The organism is uncultured Limimaricola sp. (genome assembly GCF_964022235.1).
In the GTDB taxonomy this organism is placed as follows: Bacteria; Pseudomonadota; Alphaproteobacteria; order Rhodobacterales; family Rhodobacteraceae; genus Limimaricola.
This window is the reverse complement of record NZ_CAXHZL010000001.1, coordinates 394,462-418,632: the sequence shown is the minus strand read 5'-3', so window position 1 is coordinate 418,632 and position 24,171 is coordinate 394,462. Positions and strand designations below refer to the sequence as shown.

19 protein-coding genes are annotated in these 24,171 nt (G+C 66.9%); 5 read left to right on the top strand and 14 right to left on the bottom strand.

Translation table 11 applies throughout. The features are described from left to right. Positions 1-162 precede the first annotated feature (162 nt). The 13 genes from AADJ02_RS02100 to putA form a co-directional block, all read right to left on the bottom strand. Positions 163-465, bottom strand: a complete 303-nt coding sequence (locus tag AADJ02_RS02100) for a hypothetical protein (protein WP_341211332.1) — start codon at positions 463-465, stop codon at positions 163-165. Positions 466-528: 63 nt separating this feature from the next. Beyond that, positions 529-753, bottom strand: a complete 225-nt coding sequence (locus AADJ02_RS02095) for a hypothetical protein (RefSeq protein ID WP_341211331.1) — start codon at positions 751-753, stop codon at positions 529-531. A gap of 147 nt (positions 754-900) precedes the next feature. Continuing rightward, positions 901-1,722 carry a deiodinase-like protein gene (locus AADJ02_RS02090; RefSeq protein ID WP_341211330.1) on the bottom strand — a complete coding sequence of 274 codons (822 nt, stop codon included), beginning with the start codon at positions 1,720-1,722 and terminating at the stop codon, positions 901-903. Between the two features lie 53 nt (positions 1,723-1,775). Further along, positions 1,776-3,590: a glycoside hydrolase family 15 protein gene (locus AADJ02_RS02085; RefSeq protein WP_341211329.1), complete on the bottom strand. Its 1,815-nt coding sequence runs from the start codon at positions 3,588-3,590 to the stop codon at positions 1,776-1,778. Positions 3,591-3,678: 88 nt separating this feature from the next. Beyond that, on the bottom strand, positions 3,679-4,149 hold the full coding sequence (locus tag AADJ02_RS02080) for an Lrp/AsnC family transcriptional regulator (RefSeq protein ID WP_341211328.1): 471 nt from the start codon (positions 4,147-4,149) through the stop codon (positions 3,679-3,681). A gap of 62 nt (positions 4,150-4,211) precedes the next feature. Next, entirely contained in the window at positions 4,212-4,988 is a 777-nt protein-coding gene (locus AADJ02_RS02075; protein WP_341211327.1) for a crotonase/enoyl-CoA hydratase family protein, read from the bottom strand. Next, on the bottom strand, positions 4,985-5,836 hold the full coding sequence (locus tag AADJ02_RS02070) for a hydroxymethylglutaryl-CoA lyase (RefSeq protein ID WP_341211326.1): 852 nt from the start codon (positions 5,834-5,836) through the stop codon (positions 4,985-4,987). The genes AADJ02_RS02075 and AADJ02_RS02070 overlap by 4 nt, the downstream gene beginning before the upstream one ends. Further along, complete coding sequence (locus AADJ02_RS02065; RefSeq protein ID WP_341211325.1) at positions 5,829-7,817, bottom strand: acetyl/propionyl/methylcrotonyl-CoA carboxylase subunit alpha; 1,989 nt, start codon at positions 7,815-7,817, stop codon at positions 5,829-5,831. Before AADJ02_RS02065 ends, AADJ02_RS02070 begins: the two co-directional genes overlap by 8 nt. Further along, on the bottom strand, positions 7,817-8,227 hold the full coding sequence (locus AADJ02_RS02060; RefSeq protein WP_341211324.1) for an ASCH domain-containing protein: 411 nt from the start codon (positions 8,225-8,227) through the stop codon (positions 7,817-7,819). Before AADJ02_RS02060 ends, AADJ02_RS02065 begins: the two co-directional genes overlap by 1 nt. 7 nt (positions 8,228-8,234) lie before the next feature. Continuing rightward, a complete protein-coding gene (locus AADJ02_RS02055) occupies positions 8,235-9,842 on the bottom strand; it encodes a carboxyl transferase domain-containing protein (protein ID WP_341211323.1) in 1,608 nt (535 codons plus the stop codon). Then, positions 9,842-11,005 carry an isovaleryl-CoA dehydrogenase gene (locus tag AADJ02_RS02050; RefSeq protein WP_341211322.1) on the bottom strand — a complete coding sequence of 388 codons (1,164 nt, stop codon included), beginning with the start codon at positions 11,003-11,005 and terminating at the stop codon, positions 9,842-9,844. The genes AADJ02_RS02055 and AADJ02_RS02050 overlap by 1 nt, the downstream gene beginning before the upstream one ends. A gap of 10 nt (positions 11,006-11,015) precedes the next feature. Further along, complete coding sequence (locus AADJ02_RS02045; protein ID WP_341211321.1) at positions 11,016-14,483, bottom strand: indolepyruvate ferredoxin oxidoreductase family protein; 3,468 nt, start codon at positions 14,481-14,483, stop codon at positions 11,016-11,018. Between the two features lie 234 nt (positions 14,484-14,717). Next, a complete protein-coding gene (gene putA, locus AADJ02_RS02040; protein WP_341211320.1) occupies positions 14,718-18,194 on the bottom strand; it encodes a bifunctional proline dehydrogenase/L-glutamate gamma-semialdehyde dehydrogenase PutA in 3,477 nt (1,158 codons plus the stop codon). Between the two features lie 123 nt (positions 18,195-18,317). Between putA and AADJ02_RS02035 the strand changes: the two genes are divergently transcribed. The 5 genes from AADJ02_RS02035 to AADJ02_RS02015 all read left to right on the top strand — a co-directional run bounded on the left by AADJ02_RS02035 (position 18,318) and on the right by AADJ02_RS02015 (position 23,103). Continuing rightward, on the top strand, positions 18,318-18,788 hold the full coding sequence (locus AADJ02_RS02035; protein ID WP_341211319.1) for an Lrp/AsnC family transcriptional regulator: 471 nt from the start codon (positions 18,318-18,320) through the stop codon (positions 18,786-18,788). Positions 18,789-18,900: 112 nt separating this feature from the next. Continuing rightward, a complete protein-coding gene (locus AADJ02_RS02030; protein ID WP_341211318.1) occupies positions 18,901-19,509 on the top strand; it encodes a CDP-alcohol phosphatidyltransferase family protein in 609 nt (202 codons plus the stop codon). 41 nt (positions 19,510-19,550) lie between these two features. After that, positions 19,551-20,399 carry an NAD-dependent epimerase/dehydratase family protein gene (locus AADJ02_RS02025; RefSeq protein WP_341211317.1) on the top strand — a complete coding sequence of 283 codons (849 nt, stop codon included), beginning with the start codon at positions 19,551-19,553 and terminating at the stop codon, positions 20,397-20,399. After that, positions 20,396-21,070 carry a sugar transferase gene (locus tag AADJ02_RS02020; protein ID WP_341211316.1) on the top strand — a complete coding sequence of 225 codons (675 nt, stop codon included), beginning with the start codon at positions 20,396-20,398 and terminating at the stop codon, positions 21,068-21,070. Before AADJ02_RS02025 ends, AADJ02_RS02020 begins: the two co-directional genes overlap by 4 nt. A 110-nt stretch (positions 21,071-21,180) precedes the next feature. Further along, entirely contained in the window at positions 21,181-23,103 is a 1,923-nt protein-coding gene (locus tag AADJ02_RS02015; RefSeq protein WP_341211407.1) for a nucleoside-diphosphate sugar epimerase/dehydratase, read from the top strand. A 20-nt stretch (positions 23,104-23,123) separates the two neighbouring features. Here AADJ02_RS02015 and galE read toward each other — a convergent pair whose 3' ends face one another. Then, positions 23,124-24,140 (bottom strand): UDP-glucose 4-epimerase GalE, encoded by a 1,017-nt coding sequence (gene galE, locus AADJ02_RS02010; RefSeq protein WP_341211315.1) that lies wholly within the window; start codon positions 24,138-24,140, stop codon positions 23,124-23,126. Between the last annotated feature and the right edge of the window lie 31 nt (positions 24,141-24,171).

The window sequence follows — 24,171 nt, the reverse complement described above, 5'->3', positions numbered from 1 at the left end:
GACAGCGACGCCCTGCCCCTCCGGGGCGGCATCATGCATGGCGCGAGATAAAGCGCCACCCCGCCTCGGCAAGCTTCCGCCTCAGAGTACGGCGCGCCCTCAGCCACCCGACGATACCGGTTGAAAAGAAGCAGACCATGGGGATGAAAAATACACCAAGCCTCAATAGCCAGTGGTCGACATCGAGCAGCCGCAACAGGATCGGCAGCGGCTCAGTCCCCCCGCCTGATTCATGAGGCTTTGCAGGTCGGACTGCGCCAGCAGCTTCAGGACCACGCCGAAGGCCGCACCTGAGATCGCGCCCATGCCGCAGATCACCACCCCTGGCAGCATGTCGAGCAGCATGTCGAGCAGGATCTCGAAGCTTTGCATCTTACCGGGTCCGACATGGCGCCGCCAGATCGCCCACAGGCTTCCTGCCAGCGCCGCGGAGCCCGACCCGGTCACGATCAGGCAGATGCGCATGCGCCTGAGCACCCGCCGCATCGTGACAAAAGGCACAAGGTCCACCGCGACGGCGAGTGGGCTTTAGGTCTCGATCGCGACGTCGGGTGTGAACTGAGTGTCCTTCTCGATCGCAATGTTCGTTTCGCCGTCGATTTCCATGCGACCGACCGTCGCGTATTCGAGGCCGAGCATCAACGCCTCGTACGATCGACTCGCATAGGTTTTGAGCAAGCAGGTCTCGCCATATACATAGGCGGGGCCAACACCGGCATATGCGGGCACTGTAGAGCTCAATAGGATGTCCATGGCCGCGAGACCGCGTGTCGTTCCAGGTCTTCCTCCCCCTTCAGACCAAGGCTCGCAGCAGTGGCTCGTGAGGTGAGAGGGAGGTTGGCAGGCCCGCCGCCACCGATCAGGCGCGGTGGCGGCCAAGCCTCGGAAGTGACAAGTATTTCACCTCTTGCGTGCGGGCTTTCGCATCGACGACAGCGCACCGATCAGCGCCGTGGCCCCCAGCCCGATGGTCGCGGCGGCGGCGGCCGTGCGCCAATGCGGCGGCAGCGGCTTGTAGAGGTCGGCGATGCGGGCCAGCGCGGCTACCGGCGGCGCGGCTTTCCACAGGTCCGCTTCGGCGCGCTTTCCTGAACGCTGCGTGACCTCACGCATCATGCCGATGCCCGCCGCCATCGGCTTGAGGCGCGACGTGCTTTCACGCTTTTTTGGCAGACGCCCCTTGGAGACCGCCTCCAGCGCGTTGCCCAACGCTTCGTTATCACCTGCCCAGAGGCCGCGATAGACGATGGTGCCTTCGCGGTCGGTAAGCCAGACGGCGTTGGGCTTCTCGTCAAGGTGGCGGTGCAGCGTGCCATGGGTGTCGTCCACCGCCACGGCCCATGGCAGGTTGTCGCGCTTCTTGAGGATGCCGGCGTTGCGGATCTTGGTCTCCATGTCATGCGGCTGATCGAACCGCTCGCCGGGATGCGCCTCGCGTACATGCAGCATCACGAAAACGATCTGTCCGCCGTAGCGGCGATGCAACCGCTTCAAGGCCGGGTTCGAGGCCGCCGTCATCGGACAAGTGTAGGAGCCGGTGACGAGCAGCAGCGGCTTGTTGCCGGTGATCGCATGGCTGCGGATATGCCCACCAGTGGCGGCGGGCAGGTCGAACACGGGCAACCGATCGCCCGGCCCCGGCGTACCGGGACGAAAGCCCATATCCTTGTGCAAGGTGCTGGCGTGAACATGGTCGTAGACATAGTCGCTGGTCGAAGTCATCGCTGGTCTCCGCGTAAAGGTGGCATCTGTCGGGGACACAACACGCGAAAGCCTCAGCCGTTCGATCCGACCTCGTCATACGCTTCTGATGCGGTGTCATCGCGCTCCTCCAACGCGGTATTGAGATCGAAGACCGCACCGATCAGACCAGCGTGGGCAAAGGCCTGTGGGATGTTGCCCAGCATCGCGCCGGAGCGCGGGTTGGCCTCCTCCGAGAGCAACCCCAAGTCGTTACCCTGCGCGATCCCGGCCTCGATGATCGCCCGCGCGCGCTCCAGATCACCGCGCATCACCCAGTATTGCGCGACCCAGAACCCGGCGGCGAGGAAGACCCCCTCATCGTGGCCATCGACGCATTCGAGACGGCGGTGATAGAGCAGCCCGTCGGGGCTCCAGTCGCGCTCCAGCGCCCCCATGGTGGCGAGCATCTCGGGCGTATCGGCGGCGCAGTAGTTCCAGACCGGGAACAGGGCCGCGGTAACGTCTACCTCTTCGGAACCGCGATAGACGGCATAGGCGCCACCGGAGGTCAGCCCGTTGCTGGCGATCCAGTCGCGGATCTCGGCCGCCGCGTCGCGCCAGCGCGCGGCCTCGGCCTCATCGCCATAGTCGGCCGCCGACTCCAGCGCGCAGGCGGCGACGACCTTGCCCGAAATATAATGTCTGGGCGGCGTCTCCTCCCAGATACCATGATCGGGCTCCTGCCAGTTCGCACAGAGAAAACCGCAGATGTCCTGCACCACGTCCCAATGCGCCCGGCTGTCAGAGCTGCCCTCGCGGTATAGCAGCTTCGCCGCCAGAACCACGTTGGCATAGGCATCGAGTTGGAGCTGGTCCGCCGCTCCATTGCCAATGCGCACGGGCCGTGCGCCGCGCCAGCCTTCGAACGGCAGTTCGGTCTCGCGCGGGGCGGTCTCGCAATCGAGATCGGTGAAAACCGCCATCGGGTAATGCTCGGACGTGCCCGTGCAGCGGCAGATGAAGCGTAGATAGGCCTCGCCCTCGCGGTCCCTTCCATAGAGCCTCAGCAGGGCCGAGACGATCATGCCCGCGTCGCGCAGCCAGACATAGCGGTAGTCCCAGTTGCGAGTGCCTCCCGGCACTTCCGGCAGCGAGGTGGTGATGGCGGCGACGGTGGCACCGCTTTCCTCATGAGTACACAGGCGGATCGCCCGGAGCGACTGGGCGATCTCGTCGGCGAAGACGCCGGTGTAGTCCAACGCCGCATCCAGCCCCTCCCAATGCCCCAGAGTGTGGCCGCGCCAGTTGTCGAGCGTGGCCCGATCCGGGCGTGCCAACGGCCCGTCCGACAGCACCATCCAGCCCGCCTCGCCCTCGGGGATCTCCATGACCACCGTGTCGCCATCGAATGACAGCTGGTGCGAGCCGTGCAGCGCCATGCCTTCGATCATCACGGTTTCGGCCTCGACGGCCAAGGTCGGGCTGCGGCGGCCATAGTCGGGACGCGGATCGAGCACGAGGCGCACGGGCGCAGGGGCGGCGTCGATCTCGCGTACCAGCACACCCGTCGGGGCCTGAGGGCCGGAGGTCATCCAGTCGCGCAGTACCAGATCGCCGTCGGACGAGGCGAGCGTCGTTTCCAGAATGCTGCTGCCGTCGATATATCCCCGTGGCCCCGGTTTGGCCCCGGCCATCTCGACGCGCCATTCACCGCCCTCGGGGTCGAGCAGTCCCGCAAACAGGCTCGGCCCGTCAAAGCGGCAGGGACAATACCACAGGATGCGGCCCATCCGGTCGAGCACGGCGGCCGAGCGGCGATCGCCGATCACGCCGAGGTCGCGGATCGGCACGGTGTTGGAGGCCACGGCCCCGGTTTCATCTTCGGGGCGGGGACGGGTCTCGATCATGCGGCTCTCCTTCGCCGCTCAACCGCAACCGCACGGACGGGGTTCCTGCGCGTCGGGGTCCCGGTGCCTTGTCTTGGGGCCGGAACGCCTAGAGCGGCACGTCGGTGGTGTTCTTGATCTCGCGCAGCGTGACGCTGGTGGAGATCGACAACACGTGCGGCAGCTGCACCAACGCGTTCTTTACCGTGCTCTCGTAATGCCGGATCGAGCGGGCCAGCACCCGTAGAAGGTAGTCATGATCGCCCGAGACCGAGTAGCACTGCACCACCTCGGCGATGCCCGCCACCGCCGCCTCGAACTCTTCGAGATGCGCGCGGCTGTGGCCGTTCATGCGCACGGCACAGAACACGGTGATGTCGAAGCCCGCCGCGACCGGGTCGACGATATGGCGCCGCTCCTCGATCACCCCCGCTTCACGCATCCGCGTGAGCCTGCGCCAGCAAGGGGTGTGCGACAGACCGAGCCGCTCGCCGACCTCGCGCAGTGTCAGATCCGGCTCGGCCTGCAACAGCCGAAGCAGCCGACGGTCGGTCTCGTCTAGTGTGATCGTCTCGTCCATCGCGCCCCATCCCCGGCCGCGATCCTCTCGCCCGGCGGGGGTGGCGTCAATGGGCGCGCCCTTCATGCCCAGCGTGCCGGACGCTTCTCCAGAAAGGCCGCGATCCCCTCCTCGGCCTCCGGGCTTTCCCACGCCTCGACCAACCGGTCGATCGTGGCCTCGATCACCGCTTCGTCGATGCGCGGGCCGAGGCTGCGAGCCAACGCCTTGGCCCGCGCCGCGGCACCGCGCGCGATCTTGAGGTAGGGCGCGATCTCGGCCTCAACGGCGGCGTCGAGATCGGCTTCGGGCACCGCTTGGGTCGCGATCCCGAGCCGCACCGCCTCGTCCGCACCGAAGATGCGCGCCGACATGAAGACCTGCCGCGCCCGCCCCTCGCCCATGCGGGCGAGCACGTAAGGCGAGATCGTCGCCGGGATGATACCGAGCCTCGTCTCGGTAAAGCCGAAACGGGTCGTGTCGGCGGCCACCACTACGTCGCAGATGCAGGCCATGCCGACGCCGCCGCCATACGCGCCGCCATGCACCCGCCCGATCAGCGGGCTGGGCATGGTGTTGAGCGCGTCCAGCATTCCGGCCAGACGCCGCGCCTCCACCCGCCGCCCTTCGCGGTCGGCCCGGATCTGCGCCTGCATCCATGTGAGATCGCCGCCCGCGCAGAACACCTCGCCCGCGCCGCGCAGCACCACGGCGCGAGCCTCGGCCCCTTCGGCCCGCGACAGGGCCGTCAGCTCATCCATCATCCGCGCAGAGAGCGCGTTGCGCCGCTCGGGCGCGTTGAGCGTGACCGTGAGGACGCCGCGATCATCGGTAGCGAGCTTCAGCGTCTCGTAGCTCATGTTCTCAGCCCCTTTGCATAGGCCGCCGCCTCGGCGAGCCTCTTGCGGTCGAGGCCGGTCTCGATGCCTCGGTCCGCCAGCATCAGCGCCAGCGCCTCGGTCGCGACGTTGCCCGCAGCACCCGGCGCGAAGGGGCAACCGCCCAATCCGCCGATGCTGGCGTCGAACACCCGAAGACCTCGATCGAGACAGAGGCCTACATTGTCGAGCGCGCGGCCAGAGGTGTCATGAAAATGCCCCGCAAGCTTTTCGACAGGCAGGCGCGCCAGCACCGCGCCGAGCATCGCGTCGGTGTCCTCGGGCAGCGCCCGACCCAGCGTCTCGCCCAAGGAGATCTCGTAGCAGCCCATCTCGAGCAGCCGCAGCGCGACATCGGCCACGGCCTCCGGCGCGATCCTGCCGTCATAGGGGCAATGGGTGACGCAGGACACATAGCCCCGCACCGGCAGACCAGCGGCCTTCGCCGCCTGCATGACTGGCGCGAAACGCTCCATGCTTTCGGCAATGGAGCAGCCGATGTTGGCCTGACTGAAGCCTTCGGAGGCCGAGGCGAAGACCGCGACCTCTTGCGCCTTGGCGTCGCGAGCCGCCTCGAAGCCACGCAGGTTCGGGGCCAGCGCTGCGTATCGGACCCTTGAATCGCGGTGGATGCCCGCCAACACTTCGGCGGCGTCGGCCATCTGTGGCACACGCTTGGGGTTCACGAAGCTCGTCACCTCGATGCGTCGAAAGCCACAAGCCGAAAGCCGGTCGACCAGCGCGATCTTGTCGGCGGCGGGTATGATCAGAGCCTCGTTCTGAAGCCCGTCGCGCGGCCCGACCTCGACGATCTCGACGCGCTCAGTCATCCGTCGGCTCCAACGTCAGAAGCAGATCGCCGTCGGAGACCTGCGATCCCTCGGATGCGAGCACCTCGGCCACCACGCCGTCGCGTGGCGCGGTGAGGGTGTGCTCCATCTTCATCGCTTCGAGAATGGCGAGCGGCTGGCCCTTAACCACCCTTTGTCCGGACTCGGCGCGCATCCGCTTCACGAGGCCCGGCATCGGTGCTGCAATGGCGTCGCCCCCTGCCCCTGCAGCATCCGCCGCCGCAAGCGGGTCGGGAATGGAGAAGGAATAGGCCCGGCCCGCGTCCCAAACGGTGACATGCTGTCCGTGCCTTGCCGCCTCGGCACGAAATCGTCGACCCGCCACGGTGACGGCGAGCCCGCGCGTGTCACGTGAAACGGTTATCTCGGTCCCCTCGCGGTGCCAGCTCCCCGGCCCTTCGCGCAAAAGCGCCACCTCCAATGCCTCGCCCTCATGCTCCAACACGACATGCACTTCTGACGGTCCCCAGTGCCGAAAGCCGCGCAGTGTGTCCCAAGGCCCGTCGCCTTCGGGCGCGTGGTCCAGCCCGGCGGCGGTCAGCGCGGCGAGCACCGGCACATGCTCGGGCATCTCGGTTCTGGCGGTCAGCGCTTCAAGATTGCGGCCGATGAGGCCAGTGTCGACCTCACCCGCCGCAAACCCCTCATGGCGCAACAGTCGGGAGAGAAAGCCCAAGTTCGTGACCGTACCGCCGACCTGCGTCGCCTCGAGCGCCGTCACAAGCCGCGACAGCGCCTCGGCCCGCGTTGCACCATGCGCGATGACCTTGGCGATCATCGGGTCGTAATGCGGGGTGATGGCGTCGCCCTCAACAACCCCCGCGTCGACGCGCAACGCGCCACGCTCGAACCGCGCGGCCTCGGGAAAGCGCAGCCGCTCCAGCCGCCCGGTGGCAGGCAGAAACCCACGCTCGGCGTCCTCGGCATAGAGCCGCGCCTCGACCGCATGGCCGTCGATCCGCAGTTCTTCCTGCCTCAGCGGCAGGGTCTCGCCGCGCGCGACCCGGATTTGCCATTCGACCAGATCGAGCCCGGTGATCGCCTCGGTCACCGGATGCTCGACCTGCAGCCGCGTGTTCATCTCCATGAACCAGAACCCGTCCTCGCGCAGCCCCTCGGAGCCATCGGCGATGAATTCGATCGTGCCCGCACCGACATAGCCGATGGCGCGCGCCGCCTCGACCGCCGCCGCGCCCATCGCGGCGCGCACATGCTCGGGCATGCCCGGTGCGGGGGCTTCCTCGATCACTTTCTGATGGCGGCGTTGCAGCGAACAGTCGCGCTCGAACAGATGCACGACATTGCCATGGCTGTCAGCGAAGACCTGGATCTCGACGTGGCGCGGCGCAGTCACGTATTTCTCGACCAGCACGGCGGCATCGCCGAAGCTCGCCTTGCCCTCGGCCTGCGCACCCTCCAGCGCATCGGCGAAGTCCTCGGCTCGCTCCACAAGCCGCATGCCCTTGCCGCCGCCGCCAGCGCGGGCCTTGATCAAAACCGGGTACCCGATGCGCCCGGCCTCCATGGCCAACATCGACGCGTCCTGCCCCTCGCCGTGATAGCCGGGCACCACCGGCACGCCAGCCTCTTCCATCCGCGCCTTCGCGGCGTCTTTGAGGCCCATGGCGCGGATCGCGCTGGCAGGCGGGCCGACGAAGACCAGGCCAGCCGCCTCGACCGCCTCGACGAAGTCGGGGTTCTCGGACAGGAAACCGTAGCCCGGATGGATCGCCCCCGCACCGGTCCGCTTCGCAGCGTCGATGATGGCCTCTGCCCTGAGATAGCTCTCGCCCACCGGCGCCGGGCCGATGCGCACCGCCTCGTCGGCAAGCTTTACATGCACCGCATCCGCATCCGCGTCGGAATGCACGGCAACGGTCTTGAGCCCCATGCGGCGGGCGGTGGCGATGACCCGTGCGGCGATCTCGCCGCGGTTCGCGATCAGTATCTTGTCGAACATCAGGCGAAATCCTCCACCAGCCGGAATCTCTCGCAGACCAGCATCATCTCCGGCTCCCAGCCTCCGTTGCGCTCGAAGTAGCGACGGTGGTCCGCGCGCCAGCCGTCCAGCGTTTCGTTCTCGCCTTCGGCCAGCGCGAAATCAGCGTCCATGTCGCAAAAGCGGCGCTGCGTCACCTCCACTGTCTCGATCATCAGCGCCGGGCTGCCATCCCAGTTCAGCGCCACGTCGCGGCGACCGATGATAGGCATCGGCTCGCCCGCCTCGAAATCGCGCAGCGCGCCGCAGGTCGCCGTTTTCGCCCCCGAGCGCACCAGCGCGATCAGCTCGGCGCAAAGCTCTGGCCCGTCGCCGAAGCGGAAGCTCACGAGATCCGGGTGCCGGACTTTCAACTCCTCCATCGTCACCATGCGCGTCTCACATCCTGAACACGCCGAAGCGCGTGTCTGGAATGGGCGCGTTGAGTGCCGCCGAAAGCGACAGCGCCAGCACCTCTCGGGTGCGGCGCGGATCGACGATGCCGTCGTCCCAGAGCCGAGCCGAGGCGTAGAGGGGATGCGCCTGCTCCTCGAACTTCTCGCGCAATGGCTGCTTGAAGGCCCATTCCTCTTCCTCGTTCCACGGGGTGCCTTGCCGCGCCAGCGCCTCGCCGCGCACCTGCGCCATGACGCCGGCTGCCTGCTCGCCGCCCATCACGCCGATCCGACTGGCGGGCCAGGTCCACAGGAACCGCGGTGAATAAGCGCGACCGCACATGCCGTAATTGCCCGCGCCATAAGAGCCTCCGACGATCATCGTGACCTTAGGCACTTCCGTGCTGGCCACCGCCGTCACGAGTTTCGCCCCGTCCTTGGCGATGCCGCCCGCCTCGTATTTGCGGCCCACCATGAAGCCGGTGATGTTCTGCAGGAACACCAGCGGGATCTTGCGCTGTGAACACAGCTCGACGAAATGCGCGCCCTTGAGCGCGGCCTCGGAGAACAGCACGCCGTTGTTGGCGATGATGCCCACCGGCATGCCCATGATGTGGCCGAACCCCGTGACCAGCGTCTCGCCATAGCGCGGCTTGAACTCGTCGAGGCGCGAGCCGTCGAGCACGCGGGCCAGCAGCTCGCGGATGTCGTAGGGCTTGCGCGGATCGGCGGGGACGACGCCGAGAATTTCTTCGGGATCAAAGAGCGGCTCCTCGACCGCCTGCATCACCACGCTCTCGGGCTTGCGTCGGTTCAGCCCCGCCACCGCCTGCCGTGCCAGCGCCAGCGCATGGGCGTCGTTGTCGGCGAGGTAGTCGGCCACGCCCGACAGTCGCGTGTGCACGTCGCCGCCGCCGAGATCCTCGGCCGAGACGACCTCGCCCGTCGCGGCCTTCACCAGCGGCGGTCCGGCGAGAAAGATCGTGCCTTGCTCCTTCACGATGATGGTCACGTCCGACATGGCCGGTACATAGGCACCGCCCGCCGTGCAGGAGCCCATCACCACGGCGATCTGCGCGATGCCCTTCGCGCTCATGCGGGCCTGATTGTAGAAGATCCGCCCGAAATGGTCTCGGTCTGGAAAGACCTCGTCCTGGTTGGGCAGGTTCGCGCCACCGGAGTCGACCAGATAGACGCAAGGCAGGTGGTTCGCCTCGGCGATCTCCTGCGCGCGCAGGTGCTTCTTCACGGTCATCGGGTAGTAGGTGCCGCCCTTCACGGTGGCGTCGTTGCACAGCACCATGACCTCCTGGCCCTCGACGCGGCCGATGCCCGCAACCAACCCGGCACCGGGGGCCGCGCCGTCATAGAGGCCATGCGCCGCCGTAGCGCCGACCTCCAGAAACGGGCTGCCCGGATCGAGAAGCCGGGTGACGCGGTCACGCGGCAAGAGCTTGCCACGCGAAACGTGCCGATCACTGGCCTTCGCGCCGCCGCCTGCGCGTGCGGTCTCGACGGCCTCGCGCACGATCTCCATCGAGGCGAGCTGTGCAGCGCGGTTCTCGCGGAAGGCTTCGGATGACGCCGGGACGGCGGAGCGCAGCACCGCCATCAGCGCACCTTCGCCATCAGCTCGCGCCCGATCAGCATGCGGCGGATCTCGGAGGTGCCCGCGCCGATCTCCATCAGCTTGGCGTCGCGGAAGATCCGGGCCACCGCGCTTTCGTTCATGAAGCCGGTGCCTCCCATCGCCTGCACTGCCTGATGCGCGACCACCATCGCCTCCTCTGAGGCGTAGAGCACGCAGGCCGCGGCGTCGGCGCGGGTCACCCGGCCCTCGTCGCAGGCGCGGGCCACGGCATAGACATAAGCGCGCGCCGAGCCGAGCTTGGTGTAGATGTCGGCCACCTTGCCCTGCATCAGTTGGAAGTCCCCGATCGGCTTGCCGAACTGCTTGCGCTCGGCGAGGTAGGGCATGATCTCATCGAGGCAGGCCGCCATGATGCCGGTGCCAATGCCCGAAAGCACCACGCGCTCGTAATCGAGCCCCGACATCAACACGCGCACACCGCCGCCGACCTCGCCCAACACGTTCTCGTCCGGCACCTCGACATTCTCGAACACCAGCTCGGCGGTGTTCGAGCCGCGCATGCCAAGCTTGTCGAAGTGCTCCGAGGTCGAGAAGCCCGCCATGTCGCGCTCGATGATGAAGGCCGTGATGCCCTTGGAGCCGGCTTCCGGGTCGGTCTTGGCATAGACCACCAATGTTTCGGCGTCGGGGCCGTTAGTGATCCAGTACTTGGTGCCATTGAGCTTCCAGCCGCCGTCGACCTTGTCGGCGCGCAGGCTCATCGACACCACGTCGGAGCCCGCCCCCGCCTCGGACATGGCGAGCGCGCCGACATGCTCGCCCGAGACCAGCTTGGGCAGATATTTCGCCTTCTGCGCATCGTTGCCGTTGAGCCGGATCTGATTGACGCAGAGGTTGGAGTGCGCGCCGTAGCTCAGCGCCACGGAGGCAGAGGCCCGCGCGATCTCCTCGACCGCGACGACATGGGCGAGATAGCCCATGCCCGCGCCGCCATACTCTTCGGGCACGGTGATGCCCAAGAGCCCAAGGTCGCCCATCTCGCGCCACAGATCGGCGGGGAAAAGGTTGGATTTGTCGATCTCGGCGGCGCGCGGCTTCACGCGCTCCTGCGCCCAGCGGTGCACCGTCTCGCGCAAGCTGTCGCCATCCTCGCCCAGATCGAACCTCATCGCGTGATCGAACATCGCACTCTCCCTATTCCGCCGCCACTTGGTGCGGCGTGTCGTTCTCGATCGCGGCGCGGAGCGCGTCGCGGATCGGCGCCGCCTGCTCCATCGCCGCCAGCTTCACCGGCCCGAAGCCGCGGATCTGGTCGGGCAGTTCCAGAAGCTTGAGGATTTCGGCGTCGTGCCCCCGCCCCAGCCGCTCCAGCGCGAGGTCCATGTCCGCCTCAAAAGCGTCGATCAACGCCCGCTCGGCGCGGCGCTCCTCGGTGCGGCCGAAGACGTCAAACGCCGTACCGCGCAGGCGCTTGCCCTGCGCCAGTAGCTTGAACGCCTTGAGCATCCACGGCCCGAACTCACGCTTTTTCGGGCGGCCTTCGCCGTCCGTACCCGGCAGGCCCGGCGGCGCGAGGTTGAAGGCGATGCGGTAATCGCCGTCGAACTGTTTTTTCAGGTTGTCTGCGAACTCGGGCCGGGTGAACAGCCGCGCTACCTCGTATTCGTCCTTGTAAGACAGCAGCTTGGCGTAGTTCTGCGCGACCGCGCGAATGATCCTGTCGCCCTGCGCGCTACCGTTCACCACCGCACGCATCCGGGCCAAACGGTCGGTATAGCGGCGGGCGAGCTTGGCATCCTGATAGTCGGTCAGGTGGCCGGTGCGATGCGCCACGAGCTGATCGAGCGACATGCTCGCCTGCGGCAAATGCGGCGGCGCGTCGGCCTCGCCCATCTCGGCGATGACCCGCGCGGGCTCCGCGGCCATGACGCGGCCCCAGTCGAAAGCATCGAGGTTGGACTGCACCGCCACACCGTTAAGGCGCACCGCCTCGGCGATCGCTTCGCGGCCCACCGGGATGAAGCCCTGCTGCCAAGCATAGCCCAGCATCATGATGTTCACCGCGATCTCGTCGCCGCAGAGCTCCCGCGCGACATGGGCGAAATCATGGAAATGCTCGCCCGACCGCACCGACTTTTCCACCGCGCGCATGACGCCCGCCGAGCGGAAGTCGAAGTCGCGTTGACGCACGAAGTCGGAGGTGGGCGAGAGCTTGGTGCTCATCACCGCGTGGGTGCGGTTCGTGTCGCACAGTGTCACGCCATCCTTCGATGCCGCGACGACGCTATCGGCGGCAAGCAGCAGGTCGGCGGTCCCGGTGGCGATGCGCGGCGCCGTCGCGGGCCGCTCATGCGTCGAGATACGGATATGGCTCAGCACCGCGCCGCCCTTCTGCGCGAGACCGGCCATGTCGAGGATCATCGGCGACAGACCCTCCATATGCGCCGCGACGCCCAAGAGTGCGCCGATGGTCAGCACGCCGGTGCCCCCCACCCCGGTGACGGCGATGTTCCACGGTCGGGTGATCTCGGGCAGCGTCGGTTCGGGCAGGCCCGAGACATCCGGGCCTTGCGCCGCCGGGCGCTTGTGCAGCTTGGCCCCACGCACGGTGACGAAGCTGGGGCAGAAGCCCTTGAGACAGGAAAAGTCCTTGTTGCAGGCGGACTGGTTGATCTGGCGCTTGCGGCCCAGTTCGGTCTCCAGCGGCTCGACCGCGATGCAGTTCGACTGCACTGAGCAGTCGCCGCAGCCTTCGCAGACCGCCGGGTCGATATGCACCCGCATGTCAGGGTCCTCGGCCTTGCCACGCTTGCGGCGGCGGCGCAGCTCGGCGGCGCAGGTCTGGACATAGACCATAACGGTGACGCCCTCGATCTCGCGCAGCTCCTTCATCACCGCGTCGACATCGTCGCGATGACGGATCTCGGTGCCGGGGGCGAGATCGACGCGGTCGTAATTCTCGGGATGATCCGAGAGCAGCACGATCTTGGCCACGTTCTCGTGGTGGACCTGATGCGTCACCTGCTCGGGCGAGAGCGGCCCGTCGACCTTCTGGCCCCCGGTCATCGCGACGGCGTCGTTGTAGAGGATCTTATAGGTGATGTTGGCCTTCGCCGCGACCGACTGGCGGATCGCGAGGTGGCCTGAGTGGAAGAAGGTGCCATCGCCCAAGTTGACGAAGCGGTGCTTTTCCTCGGTGAAGCGGCCGATCGAGGTCCAAGGCACGCCTTCGGCGCCCATGTGGGTGAAGGTCTCGGTGTTCCGGTCCATCCACTGCACCATGTAGTGGCAGCCGATGCCCGCCATCGCCTTGGAGCCCTCGGGCACTTTGGTCGAGGTGTTGTGCGGGCAGCCGGGGCAGTAATGCGGCAGCCGGGTGATCGGCGCCTCATGCGCCTGTCCCCGGGCATGACCCGCTTCAAGACGGCGCAGCTCGGCCTCGATCCGGTCGTGCAAGCCTTCCGGCAGGTCGATGTGCAGCAATCGGTCGGCGATGGCGCGCCCGACGGAGCCGACGGTCAGGCCCTGGCTCAGCGACAGGAAGGGGCGGTCCTTCTCATCGTGTTTGCCGATGATGCGGGGCCGCACGTCGGCGCGCCAATTGAAGAGCTGCTGCTTGATCTGGTTCTCGATGATCTCGCGGCGTTCCTCGACGATCAGTACCTCGTCGAGCCCTTCGGAGAAATGCCTGATGCCCTCGGGCTCAAGCGGCCACGGCATGCGCACCTTGTAGAGACGCAGGCCGATCGCCGCCCATTCATCGGGCCCAAGGCCCATCTCGGCCAGCGCCTGACGCACATCCTCGTAAGCCTTGCCCGAGGCAACAATGCCAAACCGGGCCTTGGGCGTGTCGATGGTCACCTGATCCACTCGGTTGGCGCGGGCGAAGGCCAGCGCAGCAAAGCCCTTGTGCTCCTGCAAACGCTCATCCTGATCAAGCGGCGCGTCGGGCCAGCGCAGGTTCAGCCCGCCGTGGGGCATCTCGAAGTCGGTGGGCCGCAGGAACTGCCGCCGCTCTTGGCCCAGATCGACCACGGTCGAGGTCTCGACCGTCTCGGAGATCACTTTGTAGCCAACCCAACAGCCCGAGTAGCGCGACATGGCGATGCCCAAGAGGCCCAGTTCGAGGAACTCGTGCACGGAGCTGGGATACAGCATCGGCATCAAGGCCGAGATGAAGGCATGGTCCGACTGGTGCGGGATCGAGGAAGACTTGCAGGTGTGGTCGTCGCCCGCAAAGGCCAGCACGCCGCCGTTGGCCGAGGTGCCCGCCGCGTTGGCGTGTTTCAGCACGTCGCCCGAGCGGTCGACGCCCGGCCCCTTGCCGTACCACAGGCCCAGAAGACCGTCCTTGCGCGCGCCTTCCGACAGGCCGAGCTGCTGGCTGCCCCAAACGGCGGTGGCGGCGAGGTCCTCGTTCACCCCCGGCTGGAACACGATGTCGAGCGGGTCGAGATGCTTTTTCGCGGCCATGAGCTGCTGGTCGTATCCGCCCAGCGGCGAGCCGCGATAGCCTGAGATGAATGTGCCGGTGTTGAGCCCCGCCGCGCGGTCACGCCGCATCTGGGTCATCGGCAGGCGCACAAGCGCCTGCACACCGGTCAGAAACACGTGGCCGGTTTCGGCCGCATACTTGTCGTCGAGCGACATCTGCATCGTCATGCGCCCCTCCCCTGGCTAATGACGTACAAAGCTTAGACCCGATCCAGCGAAACGCGGTCCCTGTTTTTCGGGGCTCGGCGACACTTCGCCGTGACACTGGAAGCCTGTGAGCGCCAAAAGAGAAACGGCGTCACCCTTTAGAGCGACGCCGTTTCTTCAGTTCATCCGCATACGCCCCGCTTTGACCAATCGGGCAGCGCGGCGGTCGGAGCCTTGCAAAGGGCCCCGTTGCCCTTAGCCGACGCTGGCGAGCAGGCTGGCGTTGCCACCCGCCGCTGTGGTGTCGACGCAGACGTGACGCTCAAGCTGAAGCCGCAGCGCGAAGTCCTCTTCTGAGAGCAGCGGGATGCGCTTGCCTTCCCGGTTGGCGAGAGCCTGACGCAGCGGACGCAGGGTTTCCGCGCCGCCGCGCAATACCACGGCGTCAAAGCCCGAAAGCGCCTCGAGCGCCGCCGGGTCGAGCGTGCCATCGAGGTTGCCCTCGCCCGACAGACCCGGCGCAATGCCGACAGCGGCACAGCCCGCGGCATGCGCCGCCTCGATCTGCGCAAGTGCCTCATCGACCGACGGGCCGAGGCAGAGCACCTTGCCGCGTGGCACGACCGAAAGACGATTCGACTCGCCCGTCGGCCCCGGAAGGGTGACGGTGTCTCGCCGGTCGAGATCGGGGGTGACGGCATCGAGCAGCGCCTGCACCTTTTCGCTCGGCACCTCGCGGCCGTTGGCAGGAAGCGACGCGATGCGCATCGGCTCGGTAAAGCGCGCGACGTAGCGCGGCCCGCCCGCCTTGGGCCCGGTGCCCGAAAGCCCCTCGCCACCGAAGGGCTGGGAGCCGACGATGGCGCCGATCTGGTTGCGGTTCACATAAAGGTTGCCGACCTTCACGCGCTGCGTCACCTGCTCGACCCGCTCGTCGATGCGGGTGTGCAGGCCAAAGGTGAGGCCGTAGCCGGTGGCGTTTACCGCGTCGATCACCGCGTCGATCTCGCCCGCCTTGAAGGTGGCGACGTGCAGCACCGGGCCAAAGATCTCGCGTTCCAGTTCCTCGATGCCATTGAGCTTGATCAGCGTCGGACCGATGAAGTGGCCTTTCGCGGGCGTATCGAGCTGCCACACAAGGCGACCATCGCGCTTGGCCTTTTCGAGATGCTCGACAATCCCCTTCTCGGCGCGTGCGTCGATGACCGGGCCCACGTCGGTAGCATGGTTCCACGGATCGCCGATGCCCATCTCTTCGGCAGCGCCTTTGAGCATCTCGAGGAAGTGCCCGGCGATGTCCTCTTGCAGATACAGCATCCGCAGCGCCGAACAGCGCTGGCCCGCCGATTGGAAGGCGGAGTTGACGATGTCGCGCACCGCCTGCTCCGGCAACGCGGTGGAATCGACGATCATCGCGTTGAGACCACCCGTCTCGGCGATGAGCGGCGCGGTCGGGTCCATGTTGGCGGCCATCGCACGGTCGATGCCGATCGCGGTCTCGGTCGAACCGGTGAAGCACACGCCCGCGATGCGCGGATCGGAGGTGATCGCCGCGCCCACAACCTTGCCCGCACCAGGCAAAAGCTGCAGCGCGTCGCGCGGCACACCGGCCTCGTGCAGCAGCCGCACGCCCAGTGCGGCGGTCAGCGGCGTGGATTCCGCGGGCTTGGCCAGCACGGCGTTCCCGGCGGCGAGAGCGGCGGCGACCTGCCCGGTGAAGATCGCCAGCGGGAAGTTCCACGGGCTGATGCAGGCGAAGGTGCCCCGGGCCGGGTCCTTCAGCTCTTCGCCCCGCGCCGCGTAATAGCGCAGGAAGTCGACCGCCTCACGCAGCTCGGCCACGGCGTCTTTCGGCGTCTTGCCCGCCTCGCGCGCGGTAAGGGCGAAGAACTCGTGGGCGTGTTCCTCAAACACGTCTGCGGCGCGGCGCAGTGCGGCGCTGCGGGTCGAAGCCGGGGCCTGCCAACGACGCGCATGGGCGATGGCGTTCTCGACATCGGCCTCCGACGACATCATCACCTCGCCCACCACATCGGAGGGATCGGCGGGGTTGGTGACGGGCAGCACCTCGGCACCCTCGGCGGGCTCCTCGGTGGCGAGGATCGGCTCGGAGCGCCATTGGGTGTGACGGAACGCGTCGCGCCCCGCGTCGAACTCGGCCAGCGCGTCGACGGCAGTCAGATCCCAGCCGCGCGAGTTCTCGCGCTCGGGCTGGAACAGCGCGCGCGGATCGCGCAGCACCTTGGGGCGCGCGCCGCCCAGCTTTTCGAACGGATCGGCGGCGACCACTTCTGCGGGCACCTTCTCGTCGACGATCTGGTTCACAAAGCTGGAGTTGGCACCGTTCTCAAGCAAGCGACGCACCAGATAGGCCAGCAGGTCGCGGTGCGCACCGACGGGGGCGTAGATGCGCAGTCGGGTGCCGTCGCTTTCGACCTGCTTGTCGTGCAACGCCTCGCCCATGCCATGCAGGCGCTGGAACTCGAAATCGCGCCGCTCTCCCGCCATCTCCATGACGGCGGCGACGGAGTGCGCGTTGTGCGTGGCGAACTGCGGATAGATCCGGTCGGTCATGCCCAGCAGACGCTTGGCGCAGGACAGCCACGCCACGTCGGTGGCGGCCTTTTCGGTGAAGACCGGGAAATCCTCGAGGCCCTCGACCTGCGCGCGCTTGATCTCGGTATCCCAGTAGGCGCCCTTGACGAGGCGGACCATGATCTTGCGGTCGTGCTTTTCGGCCAGCGCGTAGAGCCAGTCGATCACCGGGCCGACGCGGCGGCCAAAGGCCTGCACCACGACGCCAAAGCCGTCCCAGCCGGCAAGCTCGGGGTCCGAGAGCACCGCCTCGATGATGTCGAGCGACAGGTCGAGCCGGTCGGCCTCCTCCGCATCGACGTTGAGACCCATGTTGCCCTTCTTGGCGGCGCGGGCGAGCTTGGTGAGGCGCGGCACCAGCTCGGCCATGACCCGCTCGCGCTGGGCCTCCTCGTAGCGCGGATGCAGCGCCGAAAGCTTGACCGAGATGCCGGGGTTGTCGCGGATGTCGCGTGCGGTGGCTTCCTTGGAGATCCGCGCGATGGCGCCCTCGTAGCTCTTCATGAAGCCCGCGGCGTCCTTGGCGGTCAGCGCCGCCTCGCCCAGCATGTCGTAGCTGTAGGTCATGCCCTTCTTGGCATTGCCACGCGAGCGCTTGATCGCCTCGTCGATGTCGCGGCCCAGCACGAAGGTGCGGCCCATCTCGCGCATCGCGGCATAGGTGGCGGTGCGGATCACCGGCTCTCCCAGACGCTTGATGGCGCGGCGCAGCACGAGGCCCAGCCCCTCGCCTTTTTCATCGAGCACCTTGCCGGTGAGCATGAGCGCCCATGTCGAAGCGTTGACCATCGGCGAGGCCGCCTTGCCCAAGTGCGCGCTCCAGTCCGATGGCGTGATCTTGTCGTCGATCAGCGCGTCGATGGTCTGGGCGTCGGGCACGCGCAACAGTGCCTCGGCGAGGCACATGAGCGCGATGCCCTCGCGGGTCGAGAGACCGTATTCGGCAAGGAAAGCCTCCATGATGCCGGGGCGCGTGTCGTTGCGGATCGCGCGCACCAAGGCGGCACCGCGACGGGTCGCGGCGGCGCGCAGATCGTCGGAGATCGGGTTGGCGGCCATCAGATCAGCAAGAACCGCGGTCTCGTCGCGTCGATGATCGGCACGGATGCGGTGACGCAGATCGACAAGCTCGCTCATTGGCGGACCCCCTTGAGTAAAATTCCGGTTCATCCTATCCCTGAACAGCTAAGGCGCGTTTCCCGAAGATCGAAGGAAAACGCGCTTTTTGCGTTGATTTCATCGCCAATTGCGGGACGAAAGATGAGCAATTCCGACACTGGCAGCCATCTTGACCGCACCGACTACCGCATTCTCGCCGAACTGGCAGCAAATGCTCGGCTTCCGGTGACCGAACTCGCCATCCGGGTCGGGCTGTCGAAAAGCCCCTGCCAGGTACGGCTGAAGCGGCTTCAGAAAAAGGGCGTGATTCGCGGGTTTCGTACCGTGATCGACCCCGCCAAGCTCGGCCTCGACCACGTCGCCTTCGTCGAGGTGCGGCTGGCAGACACCACCGAAAAATCGCTCAACGCCTTCAACGCCGCCGTTCGTCTGATCACCGAGGTCGAGCAGTGCCACCTGATCGCAGGCAGCTTCGATTACCTGCTGAAGGTGCGGACCCGCGACATTCGCAGCTACCGCGAGGTGCTCGGCACCAAGATCTCGGCCCTGCCCGGCGTCGCGGGCACCTCCACCTATGTCTCGATGCAGCCGATCATCGACGACACGATGTGATGCCGCCCCATGATCATGACGCGGTCTCACCATCGCGTCATCGCCGGCGGGCATCATGGACGCGCGAGCAGCGCGGCGCGATGATGGACCGCCCCTTGAGAGAATAGCCCAGATGCTCGACGCCGCAGCCCGCCGCCTGATCGACCCGCCGCTCAACGCCCTTGGCCGGGTCTTGGCGCGCGCAGGCGCCACCGCCGACGGGGTAACGCTGGCGGGGCTGGTACTGGGCCTCGCGGCGGCGGCGATGATCGCTCTGGGTGCACCGCTCTGGGCGCTGCTGCCGCTTTTGGCCTCGCGCCTTGCCGACGGTCTCGACGGGGCGGTGGCGCGGGCAACGCGGCGCACCGATTGGGGCGGTTATCTCGACATCGCCGCCGACTTCGCGTTTTACGGCGCGATCCCCTTGGGCTTCGTGCTGGCGGATCCGGCCGGCAACGGAGCGGCCGGCGGCTTCCTGCTTGCTGCCTTCTATTTCAATGGCACGACTTTTCTAGGCTACGCGATCCTCGCCGAAAAGCGGGGGATGGAGACTTCGGCCCAAGGGGTGAAATCGCTCTATTTTTCGAACGGGTTGCTGGAGGGGACCGAGACGATCGGCTTCTTCGTGGCGCTGTGCTTGCTGCCCGTCTGGTTCGCGCCGCTGGCCTGGATCTTCGGGACGCTGTGCTATCTGAGCGGCACCTTGCGGCTGATCGGCGCCCGCAGGGCCTTCCCGAACTAGCGACATCTGGTTTTGTTAGCGCCAATCGGCTAGCCGAAACCATGGACACAGCTCCGCAGCATACAGGCCCCCTGATTCTCGGCGGCACCGGCAGGCTTGGCCGGGCCCTGCGTTGTCTTGCCGACGGCGGGCACTGGCCCGAAGGCCGCGCTGCGCTTTGGCATGGCCGCCGGGGCGCTTATGCATGGGACATGAACGAGGAGGCGCCGCTGCTGCCGCGCCCGGTGCATGGGGTCATCGTGCTCGCAGGCGTCACCGAAGGGTCGCCCGAGGCGCTGGCCGGGAACACGGACCTCGCCCGTGCCGCGCTGCGTCTGGCGGCGCGCGACGGGCTCGGACCGGTTCTGCTGATGTCGTCCGCCGCGGTTTACGGCCGGGCGAGCGACACCTGCCGGGAGGAGAACGCCAGCCCCGCCGCCCCTTACGGCGCAGCCAAGCTGGAGATGGAGCAAGTCGTCTCACAGGAGATCGCGCGGCTTGGGCCGGAGGCGCCGGTCGCCTGCTGCTTGCGTCTTGCCAATGTGGCGGGCTGCGACCAGCTGTTCGGCGCGATGGGTGCGGGTCCGGTGACGCTCGACCGCTTCGCCGACGGCGGCGCGCCCCGGCGCGCCTATATCGGCCCGCTGACGCTGGCCAAGCTGCTGTCGGCGCTGATCAATGCCCCGAACCTGCCCGCGATCCTCAATCTCGCCCAACCGGGCGACGTCGGCATGGAGGAGATCCTTGCCACCGCCGGCGTGAGCTGGCAATGGCGCCCCGCCCCCGAAAGCGCGCTGCCCCGAACCCGGCTCGACACGGCCCGGCTGGCCGCGATCACGGGGCCCGTGGCCGCGGCGCGCGCACCGGGGCTGGTGGCCGAGGCCCGACTCGCGGGATGGAGTCTCGCATGACACCGAGCAAACGCGCCTTCGACCTCGTGGTCTCGATCCTGCTGCTGGCGCTGCTTTGGCCGCTGCTGGCGGTGCTGATGCTGGTGCTGCTGCTGGTCGAGGGGCGGCCGATCTTCTATGTCGCCGAACGGATGCGCACACCGGATGAGGCATTCGGCCTGATCAAGCTGCGCACCATGCGCCCCGCCGCCTATGGCACCCGCGCCACCGGCGTGACCGGCGGCGACAAGTCGGCGCGCATGTCGCGGCTGCACCGGTTGCTGCGTCGCAGCCGTGCCGACGAGCTGCCGCAGCTTTGGAACGTGATCCGTGGCGACATCAGCCTCGTGGGGCCGCGACCGCCGCTGCGCGTCTATGTCGACGCTTTTCCCGCGCTCTATGAGCAGGTGCTGCGATCGCGGCCGGGAATCACCGGGCTGGCAAGCTTGCGCTACCATGCCACCGAAGAACGTCTGCTTGCGGCCTGCCGTTCGCCTGGGGAAACCGACGCGGTCTATCGGCGCCGGTGCGTGCCGCGCAAAGCCACGCTCGACATGCTGTATCAGAGGCACGCAAGCCCCTGTCTCGACATGTGGGTACTGGTACAGACCGCGCAGGCGGTGCTGCGGCGGCGTGGAGCGCGTAACCCCTTGACACGACACGCTCGGCGGGTTCCCGCCAACGGCGATTGATCTATGACGTCACGTCGGATTAACATATGGGCAGAATTGCTGTGATGCGAGCGGGCATGTCGAAAGCGGTCGCACGGGAAGAAGGCGCCTGGGACGGCTTTATCGAGAAAATGGGCAAAGCGATGGAAATGCTTGGCGTCATTACACGCCTGTCGCGTGCCACGAAGCAATGGATGATCCTGACCATCGATGTGCTGCTGGTGCCCGTGGCGATGCTGTTGGCAATGGCGCTGCAGCTCAACGCGCTCCCCGACAGCACCCACATGATGCGCAACTGGATGCTCATCCCGATCCTGATGGCGCTCTGCGCGCTGATCGAGATCAGCATGAACATTCATCGCGTGCAGCTCAAGGCTTATGAAAGCCGGGCCATCGCGCTGTCGGCTATTCACGCGGCGCTCTTGGGTCTTTCGGCTGGGCTGATCGAACGTGCTGGCAGCGGCGCCACGCCGGGCGCCACTTTCGTTACCTTTTCCATGGTCTACCTGCTGCTCGTGGTCAGCAGCCGGGCGGTGATGCTCAAGCTGGTGCTCAATGCCTACCGCCAGCGCTCCAAGCTCCGGGTGCTGGTCTACGGCGCCGGGCGCACCGGCCAGCAGCTCGTGGCGGCCCTCAGGACCGACGAGACGGTGCGACCGGTCGCCTATATCGACGACAATAAGATGCTGCAGGGCGCGATCATGCAAGGCCTGCACGTGCACGCTCCCGCCGCAATCGCCCGCCTCGTGCGCACCAAGCGCGTGGATCGGGTGCTGCTGGCCATGCCCTCGGTGCCGCGGGCGCGGCTTGCGCAGCTGTCGCGCCAGCTTGAGGAAAAGGGTCTCAACGTGCAGACCTTGCCCTCCTTTGCCCAGCTTGCCGGCAACGGCGTGCCCTTGGTCGAACAGCTGCGTCCCGTGGTGCCCTGTCAGTTTCTGGGCCGCGCGCCGCTCGATGCGGAATTGCCCGGCGGTTCCGAGACCTATCGCGGCTGTTCGGTGCTGATCTCCGGTGCCGGTGGCTCGATCGGCTCGGAGTTGTGCCGCCAGATCCTTGCTTGCCGACCACGACGTCTGGTGCTGTTCGAGCTGTCCGAACTTGCGCTCTACAAGCTCGACCAGGAGCTTTCCGCCCTCGCCCTCGATGTGCAAGTGGAGATCGTGCCGGTGTTGGGCTCGGTCTGCGACGCGTCTTTGGTGCGTCGCGTGCTGTCCGACCACGGCGTCGAGATCGTGCTGCACGCGGCCGCCTACAAGCACGTGCCGCTGGTCGAGCAGAACCCGGTCGCGGGCTTTGCCAACAATGTGCTGGGCACCCACACCCTGGCCCACGCGGCCGGTGAGGCGGGGGTGGCGCGCTTCATCCTGATCTCGACCGACAAGGCGGTGCGCCCTAAGAACATGATGGGCGCGTCCAAACGCATGGCCGAGCTTGTCGTTCAGGACCTCGCCAATCGCTCCGAGGGCACGATCTACTCGATGGTCCGCTTCGGCAACGTGCTCGGCTCTTCGGGATCGGTGATCCCGCTGTTCCATGACCAGATCTGCAAGGGCGGTCCGGTCACCCTCACCCATCGCGAGGTGACGCGCTACTTCATGACGATCCCCGAGGCCGCGCGCCTTGTGCTCGTCGCGGGCACCTTCGCCACTGGCGGGGATGTCTTCGTGCTCGACATGGGGGCGCCGGTGCAAATCTACGACCTCGCGCACCAGATGATCGAAGCGGCAGGCTACTCGGTGCGTGACGACGCCAACCCCGAGGGGGACATCGAAATCCGTCTCACCGGCTTGCGCGCGGGCGAGAAGCTGCACGAGGAGCTGCTGATCGGCAAGAACCAGATCGGCACGCCGCACCCCAAGATCATGCTCGCACGCGAAGAGCATCTGAGCGAGATCGAAGTGGCCGCCGGGATGAAGGCACTGCGCGCCGCCGTGGCTGAAAGCGACGACGACGCGCTACGGGTAGTGGTGGCGCGCTGGGTCGAGGGGGGCACGACGCTGATCAACCGCCCCGTCACCCGGCTCGACAGTCGGGATCAGATCCCCGCCACCTGATCGCTCTCTGCATTGGCCGGCTACGTAGCATAGCCCTTAGGGTTTGCCGACTGCCAGTGCCATAGATCGCGCGCCATCTCCTCGACGCCAAGCTCGGCGCGCCAGCCTAGATGCTGCGCGGCGCGGGCGCAGTCGGACTGCATTTCGGCGATGTCCCCCGCCCGGCGCGGCAGCACCTCGAAGGGCAGTTCGCGCCCGACCGCCCTGGAGAGGGCATCCCGCATCTCGCGTACCGAATAGCCCTGCCCCGTGCCGATGTTGTAGGTCTCGGTGCCTTCGACCCGACAGGCCCGCTCGAGCGCTGCGACATGGGCCCTCGCGAGGTCAACGACGTGGATGTAATCGCGCACACCAGTGCCATCGGGGGTGGGGTAGTCGTCCCCGAAGATCCGCAGCTTGGCCTGCCGCCCGGTCGCCACCTGCGCCAGAAACGGCATGAGATTGTTGGGGATGCCCGCGGGATCTTCGCCGATCCGGCCCGAGGCATGCGCGCCCACCGGGTTGAAGTAGCGTAGCAACATCACCGCGGCCTTAGATCGCGCCACCGTCCAGTCTGTCAGGATTTGCTCGGCCATGCGCTTGGTGTGACCATAGACGCTCGTAGGCGCGAGCGGATGATCCTCCGTGTAGGGCAGGAACACCGGCTCGCCGTAAACCGTGGCCGACGATGAAAAGATGATGCGTTCGCACCCTGCCCGATCCATCGCCCGCAGGAGCGACAGCGTGCCGGTGACGTTGACGTCGTAATATTCGAGCGGCTTCTCGACGCTTTCGCCCACTGCCTTGAGCCCGGCGAAATGGATCACCGCATCCGGACGGAAGGCCCCGAAGATACGGTCGAGCGCTTCGGTGTTGCGAATGTCGGCCTCATGCGCCTCGAGCGCGCCTTCGGGCACAAGTTCGCCCACCCGGCGCAGCGCCTCTGGCGCACCGTTTGAATAATTGTCGACGCAGGCGACCTCGTCTCCCTGCATCAAAAGCTCCACCAGCGTATGGCTGCCGATGTAGCCTGCCCCACCTGTGACGAGAACACGCATACCAACTCTCCGATCCTGTCGATCAAGGTCT

Coding starts and splice junctions, on each gene's coding strand:
- galE (WP_341211315.1), bottom strand. CDS start 24,140: ATGCGTGTTCTCGTCACAGGTGGGGCAGGCTACATCGGCAGCCATACG.
- AADJ02_RS02095 (WP_341211331.1), bottom strand. CDS start 753: ATGGACATCCTATTGAGCTCTACAGTGCCCGCATATGCCGGTGTTGGC.
- AADJ02_RS02080 (WP_341211328.1), bottom strand. CDS start 4,149: ATGGACGAGACGATCACACTAGACGAGACCGACCGTCGGCTGCTTCGG.
- AADJ02_RS02020 (WP_341211316.1), top strand. CDS start 20,396: ATGACACCGAGCAAACGCGCCTTCGACCTCGTGGTCTCGATCCTGCTG.
- AADJ02_RS02035 (WP_341211319.1), top strand. CDS start 18,318: ATGAGCAATTCCGACACTGGCAGCCATCTTGACCGCACCGACTACCGC.
- AADJ02_RS02065 (WP_341211325.1), bottom strand. CDS start 7,817: ATGTTCGACAAGATACTGATCGCGAACCGCGGCGAGATCGCCGCACGG.
- AADJ02_RS02050 (WP_341211322.1), bottom strand. CDS start 11,005: ATGTTCGATCACGCGATGAGGTTCGATCTGGGCGAGGATGGCGACAGC.
- AADJ02_RS02055 (WP_341211323.1), bottom strand. CDS start 9,842: ATGGCGGTGCTGCGCTCCGCCGTCCCGGCGTCATCCGAAGCCTTCCGC.
- putA (WP_341211320.1), bottom strand. CDS start 18,194: ATGAGCGAGCTTGTCGATCTGCGTCACCGCATCCGTGCCGATCATCGA.
- AADJ02_RS02100 (WP_341211332.1), bottom strand. CDS start 465: ATGCGCATCTGCCTGATCGTGACCGGGTCGGGCTCCGCGGCGCTGGCA.
- AADJ02_RS02070 (WP_341211326.1), bottom strand. CDS start 5,836: ATGACTGAGCGCGTCGAGATCGTCGAGGTCGGGCCGCGCGACGGGCTT.
- AADJ02_RS02045 (WP_341211321.1), bottom strand. CDS start 14,483: ATGACGATGCAGATGTCGCTCGACGACAAGTATGCGGCCGAAACCGGC.
- AADJ02_RS02030 (WP_341211318.1), top strand. CDS start 18,901: ATGCTCGACGCCGCAGCCCGCCGCCTGATCGACCCGCCGCTCAACGCC.
- AADJ02_RS02015 (WP_341211407.1), top strand. CDS start 21,181: ATGGGCAAAGCGATGGAAATGCTTGGCGTCATTACACGCCTGTCGCGT.
- AADJ02_RS02060 (WP_341211324.1), bottom strand. CDS start 8,227: ATGGTGACGATGGAGGAGTTGAAAGTCCGGCACCCGGATCTCGTGAGC.
- AADJ02_RS02090 (WP_341211330.1), bottom strand. CDS start 1,722: ATGACTTCGACCAGCGACTATGTCTACGACCATGTTCACGCCAGCACC.
- AADJ02_RS02075 (WP_341211327.1), bottom strand. CDS start 4,988: ATGAGCTACGAGACGCTGAAGCTCGCTACCGATGATCGCGGCGTCCTC.
- AADJ02_RS02025 (WP_341211317.1), top strand. CDS start 19,551: ATGGACACAGCTCCGCAGCATACAGGCCCCCTGATTCTCGGCGGCACC.
- AADJ02_RS02085 (WP_341211329.1), bottom strand. CDS start 3,590: ATGATCGAGACCCGTCCCCGCCCCGAAGATGAAACCGGGGCCGTGGCC.